This is a genomic window from Aerosakkonema sp. BLCC-F183, assembly GCF_041929145.1.
Classification (GTDB): Bacteria; Cyanobacteriota; Cyanobacteriia; order Cyanobacteriales; family Aerosakkonemataceae; genus Aerosakkonema.
Window position 1 is genome coordinate 22,348 of the sequence record NZ_JBHFNU010000089.1, and the last position, 13,879, is coordinate 36,226.

Consider the following 13,879-nt stretch of genomic DNA (forward strand, 5'->3'; position numbering starts at 1 on the left):
CGATGCTTGCCTATCCTGGAAAAAGATTGTAGGAAAAAGCAGGCATGGGGACTCAGGGGAATCAAAATCAATCCATCAAAATAGCAGTGGTCGGGGATGTTCACAACCAATGGGAAACGGAGGATGGAGAAGCTTTACATAGCTTGGGTGCAGATTTAGTGCTGTTTGTGGGGGATTTTGGCAACGAATCGGTGGATGTGGTCGAGGCGATCGCATCTCTCGACCTTCCCAAAGCAACAATTTTGGGCAACCACGATGCCTGGTACACCGCCTCCGAGTGGGGACGCAGGCGCTGTCCCTACAACCGTTTGGAGGAAGACTGGGTGCAGGATCAGCTCGATCTGTTGGGTGAAACTCATGTAGGTTACGGCAAATTGGACTTTCCAAAGTTGAATTTAACTGTGGTGGGAAGTCGTCCGTTTAGCTGGGGTGGCGATACTTGGAAAAATGCCGATTTTTACAAAGAGCGGTATAATGTGACCGGTTTTCACGAGTCTACCAGCCGGATTGTGCAGGCAGCAAGCAACGCTGCTTATGATACAATTATCTTTCTCGGTCACAATGGCCCTTTTGGGTTAGGCGGGCGTCCCGAAGATCCCTGCGGTAAAGATTGGGAAACTGTGGGAGGAGATTTCGGAGATCCGGACTTTGCCAAAGCGATCGCCAAAACCAAGCAACTCGGTAAAACAATTCCGCTGGTAACATTTGGGCATATGCACCATCATCTGCGCCACACCCGCGAAGTGCTGCGTACCCCAGTTGTTACCAGTCCGGATGGGACAGTGTATTTGAATTCAGCCAGCGTACCTCGGATTGTGGATAATGGGAGCGATCGCCTGCGTAACTTCTCCCTGGTATCCCTGCAAGACGGTGTTGTCTCCCAAGCTTCCCTAGTTTGGGTTGGCAAAGACTATACTGTTGTCTCCGAAGAAATTTTTTATCGGCTTTCTGAGTCAATGGTGCAATCTGCCTATAGTCAGTTGCGATAACTACAGGTAGAATAAGAAATGCACCTGGAGAGGTGGCAGAGTGGTCGAATGCGCTCGACTTGAAATCGAGTGTGGCAGTGATGTCACCGTGGGTTCAAATCCCACCCTCTCCGTTGAAGTGAAGCTCTTATGTAGCAAGGGTTGCAGAATATCTCCTGGCGCTCGCTAGCTTTGGAACCGTTCAGATACCGTTCAATTTCTATAGCTACACGATTTGGGGACAAATGTCAAGTGGGTGGGTAATGGGATGAAATGGGATGGCGCGGGACAAGGTGAAATGAGGCAGGGTAGAAACGAGTAAGTGAGTGCAATCGCTCAAGCCCCTCTGATAGGGCCAGCAGATTGTACAGGGAGCGCTCGGTTTGTCAAGGTTTCCCTCCGGCTTCACTGCGTTCCGACCCTGACATCCCTCCCTACACCCTTCCCAACCGCTTTTGTCCCTATCAGAGGAGGACTTTCGCTGATGCCCTGATGCAAGAGGGCGTGATTTACGGGGTGGGAGCTCTTTCCAAGGATTGCGTCATACGTATTTCGACACTTAATTAAATAAGCTATTTAATTAGCTCGTTTAATTAAATAAACTATTTAATTAACTTCTAAAATACGCATGATATAGACGACCCGAATTAAGTGACTCTTTCCAGTTCGGCCATCAGTTGCTTCGCCTTAGTCCAATCCCTAGTGTCCTTACTTTGCCCTCGGTAAGTGCCAATAATCCCGTCAATAGCAGCCAACTTCTTCTCTAGGGCACTTACGTTAGCTCGCACCGCCTCTAACTCCTCATTGAGACTTCTTACCTGTCCAGTCACCTCCATTTCACTCTGAGCGCTGTAATTTCCGAGTTCAAATCCCGCATTACCTGCAATCGCATCCTGTACGCCATTCAGGTAAGTTTCCTCCCTGTGAGTGCCCAATACCTGCCTGTAACCTTCCGTAAGCTGTTTAGCTAAATCCAGCAACGGCTCTGGCGTTCTAACCATTACAGTCTTGTAAGGCGCTACGTTACCTCTACCACCCTTTCTGATGTCTGTCATAAACCTGTATACAACTATTACCCCCTCAATATACCTGTATACATCTTTAGCGTCAATACCTGTATACACCTTTAGTGCAGTTCATGTGTACTAGCGCAAAACCCTTGCCGTATAAGGGTTACAGCGATTAGACGTGCCAATAACCGTCTCTGGGTGATAGGTCATTTGAGGGATACTACACGCCACAAGCCCTTATAGGCGTCAATGGCAGCACAATGAAAACGATAACCATTATTGCGATAGTTCACTTGTACTACCATCCCATCGCGATCGTCCTTGTTAAGAAACCTATAGGTTTCCACCAAGCAATTCGTTATGTGCGTATACTGACGGGGTGGCAGTTTATCAGGCGGACACCCGCGTCTAACTCCCTGGCCGCTGTTCGGTCGGATAGGCGCAACAGTTAAACCCAGAAAAACATGAGACGAATCGTCTTAAAATCTTCTGGGTTTACACCCCTCAAAAGCTTTGACACCATTCCCAGAATTGCGGTGAGGCACTTACCCAAGTCTCCAACTCTCGCCCTCTCGCTGTAAGTAGAGAGGGGTCATTTTGGTAAGCGACTGAGCGACATCTTCAGGTAAAAGGTTTTCCCACTCATCGGGATCTATCAATCGAACCGTGAACCAGACCTTCATCAACGACTGAGGCTTGAGCGGTAACTCCCTGAAGGCATTCAGAATAGCTTCATCTAGCGCGTCCAATTCTACGTGTGCTTCCTGTGACGACACCTCAAACAATGTCAACTGAGTATAATCAGGCGCTTGGGCGTCAGCAGGTTGGGAACAGAGTTTGATTACGGCATCGTCAACCGCGTCGTCAACCGCATCGTCAACCGCATCGTCAACAATCGGCTCCAGCACTGGATTTACATCATCGTCAACTGCATCGTCAACTAACTCCCCCATAGGGTGACGGTTGATAGTTGACGGTTGACGGTCAGGATCTTCTACCCAGTAGACACGACTCTTGGCCTCTAGTTCGCTGTGTACCCATGTAGCGTTTTTAAGTGTCTTGTTCACGGACTGCCTAGACACACCTACCAAGTCTGCGATTTCCTTCGTTGTCAGCCGCTCACCCTTCGCGGTAAGCAAAGCTTTGATTTTCCCCGCCAGGGTATCGGCAATGCTGCCGGACTCTTCCTGGCACTCATACTCGTCATCGACAGACTCAGCAGCTATCGGTTGGCACTTACCAGAATCGTCAAGCAGATAAGGGATTGTAACCTCATCCGTCAAGCGAGATCCTAGAACACTCAGCTTTCGGTTGACCCCTCTGTCCCTATCTAAGTGCCAAATGATGTCAACCATCGAAGTGATAGAAGAGTGTCCAGACGCCTTGTGAGTACCGTTATTGTCTTTGTTCTTAGAGTCGTGGTGAACGAAGATAATAGAACAGCCAAACGCCGATACTTTGTCGATAATCTCCTTAATTTTGTATCCTGTGCCTTCCTCATTCTGAGACACCCCCAAAGGTTGACAGATACAAGCTCTGATACTGTCCATGACGATTAGTGAGCTAGGGTTAGCCTTGCACCACTCAATCAAGAACTCAATCCCGTCATCGTCTGCACTCCACCCTTGGCAGTTGAAGAGTTTATTCTCAATCCCTTCCCATCTGTTTTTAGCTTGTAGGGCGAAACCTTTCCTAGACTGGTCGTTGTTTAGGTAGAGGACTTTCTGCTGAGCGCACTTTTTACCCAGAAAGGCTTCCCCTAGAGTCACAGAAGCCAGCATATCCAGGCAGAAAATTGTTTTACCTGTCTTGGGTTTAGCAGTTATCAGAACACTGCTACCACTGGGTAACAAGTCATCGATTAGAAACTCGATATCGCCATCGGCATTCAAGGTTTCTAATAGAGTCGCTAAGGTTTCGAGTTCATACTTACCAGCACTTACTTTGGCGTCAACACCGTTGAACTTCCCCCAGTTGAACTCGTCAGGGGTAACGGTCAAAGATTCAATGAACTCTTGGACAGTCTTAGTCCTCAAGCTCTCTCTGGAGTTGTCAAGGTAGTCTGCCATATCAAATTTGTCTCTAGGTGTTTCTGGTAGCTTGTTTTCCCAGTCTACTATCAGTATTGGGTTTTTCAGGTCTTTTAGAGACTCATAAATTTTTTTGATATGTCCATATCCTTTTCGGTCGAAATCAGGAGACAAAATGATGGGGGTGTCTGGGCTACTTTGAGCTATTCTCCTGAACATCTCCATGTCTTCCTTTGATAGGTTCTCAGCGCCTCCTATGGAAGTAAGCGTCAGTAATGTGCTAGACGGGTCTGTGTCATTTTTGAACTCTATTGCAGAGTCCCTATTGAAGCAATCAACACATCTTTCTCCTTCCAAGATAACGAGGTAATCAAAGATGCTTAGAGGTATCTTTTGGTTCAGAATACGGATGAGAAATTCTGGCGACGTGTTGCTATGTAGACCGACAAACTCTCCCTTGTTCAACTCGTGCTTTTTGATGCTTCCTTTCTTGCCGTTTCTAAAACCGTACTGAAAGTAGTCCTTGCCGTCTTCATAGGTCTTTCTGGTCTTGTACCACGAGTGTTCATCGCTCTTTCTGTAAGTGCCGTCGTCACCAATTGTTAAAACCGGATACTTCCAAGTTTTTTCGTTGATGACCCTTTTCTGTTGCTGTTGCTTTTTCTCTGCTTTCTTGTTTTCTGTGTATTCATCCTGGCTGGATTTTAGGCCCCAGTAAAACTTCTCTTCTGTCCCAAACGATTTACTGGTTTTAACGTAATCTCTCAGCGCTTGAGTCGTTACCAATTCCGGCCTTTGACAACCAACTAATTTGCTGTCGTTCAATGTGTGACACCAGTCAGGTTTTCCGCAGATAGGGCAGGGATTAGTTTTTGTTACTTCGATGTGGTTCTTTGGGTTTACCAATTCACAAATAGCCATGTTATCATTCTCCTGTCGTGCTTTTCTAGTCATTCTTTGCCCCCTGCTTTAACTAAGGCTGAGGGGCTTTTAGTTTGGCGATATTAGTACTGATATACTACTCTGATTTTTGCGAAAATTGTCTACCTGTTTTGTTCCCTAATTTGGCTGCACTCTTCCCTGTCTTGCGTATTTTGGAAGTTGATTAAATGAGCCATTAAATGAATGAGCGTGATTAAATGACTCATTTAATGAATTGTCAAAATCCACGTAAGGTAGACAGCCCTAAAAGCTCGATTGATAAGTCCCGCTTAACTGTAAAAAAACCCTCCCTGGCTGACATACCAGGGAGGGTCGGAATGAGGCGATGAATTTAGTGGCTTCAAAAATTCAATTTGTTCTTTCAAGTGTTGAATTTCCTGTTTTAACCTGATGTTTTCCGCTTCTGGAGTTTCTATTGTTCTCAACAAGAAATCTGCCTTTGATGCAGTGTCTAGATGTTTTTTGTACTTTTTGTTCATCATTTCACTGTGCCCTAACGATTCTGCCCGTTGTTCGTCTGTTAACCCAATCAGTTTGCCGTGAAAGTTACAAAGATGGCGTAAGGCGTGAGTTTGAGTGAATCCCATGCCGCATTGTTTCGCATACTTTGCTAAATGCGTAGAAAGCGCCCTTATATGACAATCTTTTATTGTTCTCGGATTATCTCCTGTTTTTGGGGTTACTACAGGCAGCTTGATATCTGAGTTTTTAATTTCCAACTCATCTATTAAGTTGGGATAGTCTGGGTGAATCATCGGCCTACAAATTCTTCCTCCTGTTTTGATCGTTACTTCGTGTTCGCGTTCCTTGCTATCAATTACGATGAATCTGTCATTCAGTACGATAAGGTTTTCAGTGTTAGTTGGGTCATGCAGTGCCTTAAAGGTTCGATTTCCAATTTTTACTGATTCATCAAGATTTGCAATTGCTTTGAATTCGCTACCTCGAAACCCGTACACAAGATTAATGGAAAGCGCTTTAAGCCAAGACTGGCGGTTTTCCAATTGATTCTCTTGTGCCTTAGTCAATGTGTACGGCGGAATACCCAATATTCGCTTTCTGAATTCAAGAAATATCTCCAATGAAACCTCTTGAATTTCTTGCGTCTTTTTAACTTCGATTCGCCCAAAGTGTTCCTTGAATATTTTTAACTCCTCTAAGAGTTTAGTTTCAATCAAAAGCTTTTGAATTGCAGCGTGCGCGTTTTTGAAGCCCTTGGTTTTCTTAGCCATCAAATCACCCCACTGAGACTCTAGAATCTCAATCAGTAATTTAGCTGTTACCTGTTTGCTTAGGTAACGAGTTGGTATTTTGTTGTAGAACGTTTGATAGGTAGTTTGGTAATTCGCGAGCGAGTTCATTGCAAGGCTTTCGGAATTGCGCTCTCTGCCACACTTATCAGTCCCTTTGAAGTAATTCTCTTTCACTTTTTCAATTGCTTTCGCTACGGTCACTATGTTGTCCTTAAGGCTTTGCTCTTGCAAGACCGTAGATTCGTACCAATTCCAAAACTCTTTCAGACCTTTGTCGTTCTTGGCGAATTGCCCTAAAGCTTTGTCAACCATCCGAGCTTTGATTAAAGCGTTAATACAGCCGTCTTTACTCAGGATTTCGTCACAAGCTTTTTTGACTCGCTTCTCCGCTGGTGTAAAGAACAGTGCTAACCTTTGGCCATCTACTGTAATCGATATACCTTTAGGGCTAAGTTTCTGGACTGCCTTTAAGTACATCTGTACCAACTCAAAATCGACCAGTTTAGATAAGTCGCACTTATTTTTGTTAGCCCACTGATTAATATCCTCTATGGCTTGTTGGAACAACGCTTTTTCGTCAACGTGAAACTGTCCGTTCATTTTCCGTTCAAAATCCGCACTAAAGGACTGCGAACGGTACTGCGTAACGGTTAGAAGCCTTTTCAATAGGAAGATTGGGATTGTGGCAGTTGGTTCAAATCCCACCCTCTCCGTTGAAGTGAAGTAGAATGAAGTGAAGTACAAAAAAGCTGTACACTGACTAATTAATATCGTTTCAAGCAGGGATGACCTAACTCGAACGCTTTAGTCTTCGTGAATCGTCAAATTATATCATATCCGGTTGTATCGGTAACGAAAAAAATTTGCGATACGTGCTTCGCACACGCTTCGCGATCGCATCTGTGTTCATCTGTGTTTATCTGTGTTTATCTGTGTTCATCTGTGGTTAAATTTTAACCAACGATTCGATGCAGACAACCTCAACATTATTGTTAGACTACCGATGATACCGGACATGATATTACTTCGCAATATGCAGCGAAAAGTTGTTGCTCTTTGTCGGCGCTGCCATGATGCGGAATAGAGCGATCGCAAAATGAAGTACCTTAATATAGTATCATTTGCCCTCAATTATTCCTTGTGTACTTCCTTGTATCGGTTACTACAGGTAAGCGCCAACTGAGTAAGCAAAGTTACTCTCATCGTTAAAAAATTATGCTTTGTTACCATGCCAGCTAAAAAAGAAAACAATGGATGTGGATGTGGGAGTATTCCAATTTCATTAATCATAGTTTTGTTAGGTCTTGGTTATTGGGGCTTTAGCCAGCTAAAAAATGTAAATATCAGCCAATTTCTCCCCGATAATCTAGGTATCGAAAAATTTTTGCCTAATAATCAACAAAATAATCAACAGCCAAGAACTCCTAATGTGACTCCTGCGCCGACGCAGCGCGTACCTGTTGCCAATTCTCCTATCTCGCGACTTATTCCGACTCCGACACCAACAACCAATCCACAAGTTTCATCATCACCCGTAACACCCAAGCCATCACCAACAATTCAAACTGCTTGGGAAAAGAAGCACATCAGGGGAATTTATTTAAGTCGGTATCAAGCAACTAATAATGCTGACGAACAAACAATTCGCAAACGAGTTCGTTATTATCGCTCTCAAGGAATAAATACAATTATTCATGGAGTATGGGGGAATGGTTGCACGATGTATAACAGCGATGTTATGCAGCAAACATTTGGATACAAAAGTTGCCCCAACCAATTTCAAGAGCGATGGTTAGATTGGTTAATTGATGAGGCGCACAAGCAGGGAATGCAAGTCCACGCTTATTTTGAAAAAGGGATTAAAATTGATAAAAATAGCCCCATATTTGACGAGGCAATTGCTAGAAGATGGATTGTGCCTGGGGTCGATAAAACCTATCCAGGTATCGAACATTACGTACTAGATGTCGAACTTCCAGAAGTTGCCAATCTTTTCAAAAAGATATCAGTAGAGTTTGTCAAAAAGTATCCCACCATTGATGCAGTTCAATGGGATGATTATTTAGGTTATCATGCCGATTTACCCGGCAAAGTCGATCGCACGACTCGTTTAACTAATTTTGTGCGGCAAATGAGAGATGAGATTAAGAAAGCTAACCCGAATGTTAGTTTCGATATTTGCCATCATAATCCTTATTGGGGTAAGCGTTATTTTGCGGCTGATTGGTCAAATTGGAATGTCGATCGCGTTTTTATTCAAACTTATAACGACGCTAATTTTAACGAAGAGTTAGGTTATGCCGAAAAGTATGAGGGAGTAGCCATTTCCGATAATCAGTTGTCTCGTTTAAAAGAACTGATTAATAACACCAAAATCAAGAGTGTTTTAGTGTTTCCCTCTTCGGGAAAACCAGAAGAGACTGCTGCTCGTGTCAAACAGCTTACTGAAATAAATGAATAGCAGCTTTAAGATTTTGGGTCTTTCGGGTTGATGGTGGAAAATGTTTGTCTATGTTACAGATAGGCGGGATGGTGGGTTACTAACCCACCCTACGATTAAATTAGTTTTTATTATTACCATAACAAGGGGAGAGCAGTTTAGTTCGCAGATAAATTTTTGGCGATATCGTGTATTTTTGCGAGAATTTCTTGCTGATTTTTACCAAAATACCAAGTGCGATCTTCTATACCCATTATCGGTTTAAAGGTAAATTTATCATTTTTGAAGTAAACTTCTTTGCGTTTGATAATTTTGTACTGAGAATAGGAAGTTGGATCGTAGCCTCGTACCATACCAGATTCGTTTTCTGCTTCCACATAAAACTCGATCGCTTTGCTATCATTATCGGCTATGCGTACAAAACCTTCCTCAAAAATCCAATTATATCCCCAACCTTCCCGATAATCTTGTCTTTCTTTCAGCAGGTGGTAATATGCTAAATGTTGTTTATCCGGTAACAAATTACTTTCTGCGGGTGAGAAAATATAGATAACGTGCAAATCAATATCAAACTCATATTTAGCGCCATATTCATCGCTCGATCGCATCCATTTATCCATTGCCGAAGTTTCTAGAAATATGCCGATAAAATCATAAATTGTATATTTCATATATTTATAGTTTATCTGTTATCTAGATAGATCGCGCTCGACTTAATAACAAATATGTTTCTATTGTATGCGATCGCCTTCTTTCAACTTCCTCCCAAAGTCAACACTCCCGACTGCATATCCACGACCAACCGCCGACTTTTCAACCACTGACGACCGATTAAAATTTCGGGAACTCCCTCCCCAACATGAACGGGAATATCAAATTATTCTCCATCTATTCGTACTTTCCCCACATAAATCTCAAATACAAAATCTCCTTGTGCTGTCCCCATAATTTGCTCATCTAAATAAGTCCAATTAAGTCCCTCTAAATCCTGTTGATTTATTGCTACCCAACCGGAAAAACCCGTATCTAACATAGCATCTACTGGTAATTCCAACCCGTTTTCAGCAATCAACTCAATTTCAAAGAATAGCTCGTCTTTATCGCCAAAGCTGCCTTGAATCATATCGTACCGCACACTCCTGTTTCATTGATTCGGAAAACGAACAGCCTAGCATTTGGGTACTTTTGATGCGCTATTTTTGCGACTACTATGTTATCTTTATCAATAAAATAATCGCCGGTATCAGGCTCAACTGCCATGTACCAGTTATAGTGAGTTTTAATCAGTTCGGGTTGAACGCGATCGAATATTACTCTACAGCGCTTATGAAATGCTTCTCTTTCGGTTTTCCACTGCGCTTTTTTCTCTTCTGACCACTGAATTTCTGGAAATACTCTGCCGCGTCGCACGGTGCGAGTAGCTTTTGTTTCTGTCATTAGTTTTACGTGTTTTTCAAACTTTTATTTTTAAATTATACTTAATTTCGAGGTAAAGATGGTAGCAATTAATTGAAATATCGTTACGCGGCATTAAAGTAATAAAAAACCCGGTTTTGCAGAAAAACCGGGTTTAGCGCTAATTCTACTGATTTAGCGAAGCGACTCTTCCTTTTGCACCTCAACAACAGAATCTTTTTTTAGTTCCGAGTCAATGGGAGTGCGTTTAGAAAATCCCCAGACAAATATCAAGGCGATCGTACTTATCATCAACCACTCTGGCGGTACTAAGTTTTCGTTAATCGCTTTAGCAAGCAGGCGCAATCCTACTATACCGACTGTCAAATAACCTGCATTTTCCAGATGCAAAAATTCATCTAGCCAGCGGATAAATAATCCTGCCATAAAACGCAAGGCGATAATACCGATAGTTGCACCAGTCAAAACCAACCAAGTTTCTTGAGAAACTGCGATCGCAGTTGTGACGCTATCGAGAGAAAACGCCAAATCGGTCAAAGCTATCATCGGAATAGCTTGCCACAACGAAGCAAAGCGAGGCCCGTGGTGTTCTCCTTCCGCATCTTCATCCGATGTAAAATATTGGAAGACTAGCCACAGTAGGTAGGCAGCGCCCAACAATTCAAACTGCCAGAACTTAGTGACCCAGGTTGCCGTCAAAATCAGAGCCATTCGCAGCACGTAAGCCACCACCAAGCCAAAATTGAGGGCTTGACGCTGCATTTTGCTATCTGGCAAACCTTGGGAAATGGCGGCAAGCGCGATCGCGTTATCCGCCGATAGCACTGCCTCTAAAGCTACTAAAATCACGAGTAGCAGCAGCGTTTCAATTCCCCGATCGAACGGAGAGTTTAGTATTTGATCGAGCATTAACTATTTTTTGAACCTGACGGTTATTAAACAATACCAACGAACCTATGGTTCTAGTCCAGGCCAAACCCGGTTATCTTAACCAAAATTTAGGTTAAACAGTTATTGTATCGTAAAACGAATCAGGAGTTGTAAAAAATTCCCCCACTCCCGCATTCCCCCGCCCCCCCGCTCCTCTTTTGTTGCAACTTGTTACAAGGTATTCCATCAAGGGGCATCTTTGGTCGAAATTGGTGAACGAACAAGCCCTAGATCTAGGAGGCAAGCAAATGTCCTTATCCGATACCCAAGTTTTAGTAGCTCTTGTTGTGGCGCTGATTCCAGGCATCCTGGCTTTCCGTTTGGCCACAGAACTTTACAAATAGGCAGCTGCGAAGGGAATGGGGGCGATTGACTCTCATTTGACTCTCATTTCCTTTCCAAAGCGGAAGTGCGTTTTTGGCACTGCCAAGATGGGGCAGCTAGTTAATTTGGATAGCAAAGTGTAAAGTTTCCAGGCGATCGCCTAAGTAGGTTGTAAACAGTCTGGAAGGAGCCGCGTTCAACTGCTAGGATGGACGCGGCTACCACCTGAGCGCGGTGCTGCCGATCGGCAAGTGTGCTTTTTGCCCAAACTTTGAGCTAAAAAACCTTAGCCACAGAGAAGAGGGCAAATTTCCACTTCCCGTCCGGTACAAGCACCCGGTTGTAGTTTAGGACGAAAGCTTTTCAGGATCATGAACGCCATTCAACCGTCAAGACCACCCCTGCAACCTGTAGAATCTCGTCGTGTCGCACAAAGTCGTCATCGACAGAAGCGAAATCGGGCCAATACTGCGATCGCTCTGGAAACAACCGCCAAGTTGACGGTCAATATCTTGCTTTCATCAGCGGCTATTGTAGCTCTGGTACAACTGCTGCCCTATCACAAATCTGTGCAAACCAAATTGCAGGAAATCAGAGGGCAAGTACAGCAAAAAGAAGAACGTGTGAATCGCTTGCAAACCGACTTTGGTAATTTGTTCGATCCCAAGCAAGCAAAAACTAATATGCAAGATCTCAGCAGTCGAGTCGATCCAGCACGGCGCAAGATTGTTCTGTTAGACAAAGATACCCAAGAACCTGAAGAAGCAGAGCAGGCAGCTTCATCTCCTTGAGGCTTGACAATAAAAAACTACCCCTATGTCTGCATCTGACAAATTGGAAAAGGGAAGCATTATCTTCTCTTTTCTGACCCTCATAAAGCTAGGGATTTGTAAAGTTTGGTACTATTATAATTTGATGAATTTATCGATGCGATTACGGTTGTAAAGGACTGAGCAGATCGGCTAACCAGGTTTCTACTTGTTGACGGCGACGACCGACTGGTAATTCTTCTAAGGCGCGTCGGTAGTCGGAGACTGCATAATTCCAGTCGCCCATCAAATGGTAGGTTCTACCGCGTTCGGCCCAAATATAACTTTTTAATTGCCCCAATCGTAGGGCAAAATCGAAATTGTCGATCGCCCGTTCGTATAATTTGAGGTCTCGAAAGGTGATGCCTTGGTTAATCCAAGCGCGGACGTGAACGGGATTGAGGTCTAGAGCTTTGTCGTAGTCTGCGATCGCTTCCATTAATTGTCCGCGATCGGCATAGTAATTGGCGCGGTTGTTGTATGCAGCTGCCAAATCGGGATTGAGTTGAATCGCTTTGTTGTAATCTGCGATCGCATTTACCAGCTGACCGCTTTGGAAATAAATTAATCCTCGATTGTTATAATCGTTGGCATCGCTGGGACGGCTTTCAATCAAAGAGTTTAGAATTTCAATAGCGTGAGCGTAATCGCCTTGTTGCGCCCTAGCGCGAGCCATCTGGCGTAGGAGGTTGCAGTCTAATTCTGTCCGGGTAGGTTCTGATGAAGCAATCTTTTGCCGTTTCTTCGCTTGAGGCTTTTGGGAATCGCGGCAGTTAGAGCGAGACGCCGCCGATCCTGGCGCAACAAAAGAGCGACACCCATCTTTGGAACAGTCTTGATTGTTGAGAAAAGAGCGAGCTTTCATGCGACCTTGCAATCCTTAACGGTACGTTTGGCTCTACACCATCACTTTATGAATTTTTCGTCCAAAGTCGATCTGTCTGTTGTGTCACTTGCTTATGTGTCTTAGGTAAGATAAACGGACGTTGCAGCTAATCTGTTCGAGGAAAGATAACAGCAAATCAGAGCTTAGTCCTGGATCGTCTCCCCTCATCAGCGGCAATGCGGGGGTGGTCAATTTCAAAATTGTCTACTGAGTAAAAACTACAGTCTCCAAGTTGAGCATTCCCGAAACTGCGCTTCGACGCCAACAAACTCCTCAGCAATCTCTATCGCGACTTTGCACAGCCGATCCGGAAAGTTGGAGTGTACCCTTTTGAGCGGTAAAATCCAACGTTATAGAGACTGTCGATCTTTTGAACGATTAAATCGAAACACCCATGACTACTGCTTTCCTGCATCCCAATGCCCCTGATGTATCGGCGGAAGACTATCTGGTACTCGGCTTGGCAACCTGCTTTATTAAAGAAGACGGAGAAGTTCATCAGGTTCCTGTTGTGGAACCTATCCCTTCAGCAGCTTTGGAAGCCCTTGTCAAGGGCATTCCTACTTCTTACCAAATTGCTTGTGCGACAACCTTGGGAGCGGTACTAGCGGGCGATACACCCCAGAAGCCAGTAGAGTTCCCACAGTCGGCGCAGTTCTGCGATGAATTTGCCGAACGGGCGATCGCCGCAGTCCGCACTTACAAGCGTCGTCCGGTGGCTCAGTCTCTGATTCCCCAGGGTACGATCCGCCGGGACTTTAACTACTCTACAGAACGCAAGCGCGTGCTGAACTCTCAGCGCATTGTCAGAACTGAGGATAATGTAAAGCAGCACGAATACACTCATAAAGTTCTTTAACCAAATTTTAAG

General features: G+C 44.2%; 13 protein-coding genes and 1 tRNA gene. 6 read left to right on the forward strand and 8 right to left on the reverse strand.

Annotated features, from left to right (window positions below; all coding sequences use genetic code 11):
- Window positions 1-44 precede the first annotated feature (44 nt).
- Together ACE1CD_RS27185 and ACE1CD_RS27190 are read left to right on the forward strand one after the other, a co-directional pair.
- Window positions 45-989, forward strand: coding sequence for a TIGR04168 family protein (locus ACE1CD_RS27185; RefSeq protein WP_374791236.1), 945 nt, complete (start codon window positions 45-47; stop codon window positions 987-989).
- A gap of 26 nt (window positions 990-1,015) precedes the next feature.
- Window positions 1,016-1,102, forward strand: a tRNA-Ser gene (locus ACE1CD_RS27190).
- A gap of 513 nt (window positions 1,103-1,615) precedes the next feature.
- On the opposite strand, the gene ACE1CD_RS27195 is transcribed toward ACE1CD_RS27190, so the two are convergent.
- From ACE1CD_RS27195 to ACE1CD_RS27205, 3 genes are all read right to left on the reverse strand, one after another.
- Window positions 1,616-2,023: a hypothetical protein gene (locus tag ACE1CD_RS27195; RefSeq protein WP_374826846.1), complete on the reverse strand. Its 408-nt coding sequence runs from the start codon at window positions 2,021-2,023 to the stop codon at window positions 1,616-1,618.
- Between the two features lie 500 nt (window positions 2,024-2,523).
- Window positions 2,524-4,962 (reverse strand): AAA family ATPase, encoded by a 2,439-nt coding sequence (locus ACE1CD_RS27200; protein WP_374826847.1) that lies wholly within the window; start codon window positions 4,960-4,962, stop codon window positions 2,524-2,526.
- Window positions 4,963-5,219: 257 nt separating this feature from the next.
- Window positions 5,220-6,515, reverse strand: a complete 1,296-nt coding sequence (locus ACE1CD_RS27205; RefSeq protein ID WP_374826848.1) for a hypothetical protein — start codon at window positions 6,513-6,515, stop codon at window positions 5,220-5,222.
- Between the two features lie 1,072 nt (window positions 6,516-7,587).
- Between ACE1CD_RS27205 and ACE1CD_RS27210 the strand changes: the two genes are divergently transcribed.
- Window positions 7,588-8,664: a family 10 glycosylhydrolase gene (locus ACE1CD_RS27210; protein WP_374791234.1), complete on the forward strand. Its 1,077-nt coding sequence runs from the start codon at window positions 7,588-7,590 to the stop codon at window positions 8,662-8,664.
- 137 nt (window positions 8,665-8,801) lie between these two features.
- Here ACE1CD_RS27210 and ACE1CD_RS27215 read toward each other — a convergent pair whose 3' ends face one another.
- The 4 genes from ACE1CD_RS27215 to ACE1CD_RS27230 all read right to left on the reverse strand — a co-directional run bounded on the left by ACE1CD_RS27215 (window position 8,802) and on the right by ACE1CD_RS27230 (window position 10,968).
- Entirely contained in the window at window positions 8,802-9,314 is a 513-nt protein-coding gene (locus tag ACE1CD_RS27215; RefSeq protein ID WP_374791232.1) for a hypothetical protein, read from the reverse strand.
- A 206-nt stretch (window positions 9,315-9,520) separates the two neighbouring features.
- Window positions 9,521-9,766 carry an aspartyl protease gene (locus ACE1CD_RS27220; RefSeq protein ID WP_374791230.1) on the reverse strand — a complete coding sequence of 82 codons (246 nt, stop codon included), beginning with the start codon at window positions 9,764-9,766 and terminating at the stop codon, window positions 9,521-9,523.
- On the reverse strand, window positions 9,763-10,080 hold the full coding sequence (locus tag ACE1CD_RS27225; protein WP_374826849.1) for a hypothetical protein: 318 nt from the start codon (window positions 10,078-10,080) through the stop codon (window positions 9,763-9,765). Before ACE1CD_RS27225 ends, ACE1CD_RS27220 begins: the two co-directional genes overlap by 4 nt.
- A gap of 153 nt (window positions 10,081-10,233) precedes the next feature.
- A complete protein-coding gene (locus ACE1CD_RS27230) occupies window positions 10,234-10,968 on the reverse strand; it encodes a TerC family protein (RefSeq protein WP_374791226.1) in 735 nt (244 codons plus the stop codon).
- Window positions 10,969-11,237: 269 nt separating this feature from the next.
- Here ACE1CD_RS27230 and psaM point away from each other — a divergent pair, with 269 nt between their 5' ends.
- Together psaM and ACE1CD_RS27240 are read left to right on the forward strand one after the other, a co-directional pair.
- Window positions 11,238-11,333 (forward strand): photosystem I reaction center subunit XII, encoded by a 96-nt coding sequence (gene psaM, locus ACE1CD_RS27235; RefSeq protein ID WP_190469100.1) that lies wholly within the window; start codon window positions 11,238-11,240, stop codon window positions 11,331-11,333.
- Between the two features lie 351 nt (window positions 11,334-11,684).
- Window positions 11,685-12,104 carry a hypothetical protein gene (locus ACE1CD_RS27240; RefSeq protein ID WP_190469097.1) on the forward strand — a complete coding sequence of 140 codons (420 nt, stop codon included), beginning with the start codon at window positions 11,685-11,687 and terminating at the stop codon, window positions 12,102-12,104.
- Between the two features lie 142 nt (window positions 12,105-12,246).
- Here ACE1CD_RS27240 and ACE1CD_RS27245 read toward each other — a convergent pair whose 3' ends face one another.
- On the reverse strand, window positions 12,247-12,987 hold the full coding sequence (locus ACE1CD_RS27245) for a tetratricopeptide repeat protein (protein ID WP_374791223.1): 741 nt from the start codon (window positions 12,985-12,987) through the stop codon (window positions 12,247-12,249).
- A 415-nt stretch (window positions 12,988-13,402) separates the two neighbouring features.
- Between ACE1CD_RS27245 and ACE1CD_RS27250 the strand changes: the two genes are divergently transcribed.
- Window positions 13,403-13,867, forward strand: coding sequence for a hypothetical protein (locus tag ACE1CD_RS27250; RefSeq protein ID WP_190469090.1), 465 nt, complete (start codon window positions 13,403-13,405; stop codon window positions 13,865-13,867).
- Window positions 13,868-13,879: the final 12 nt, after the last annotated feature.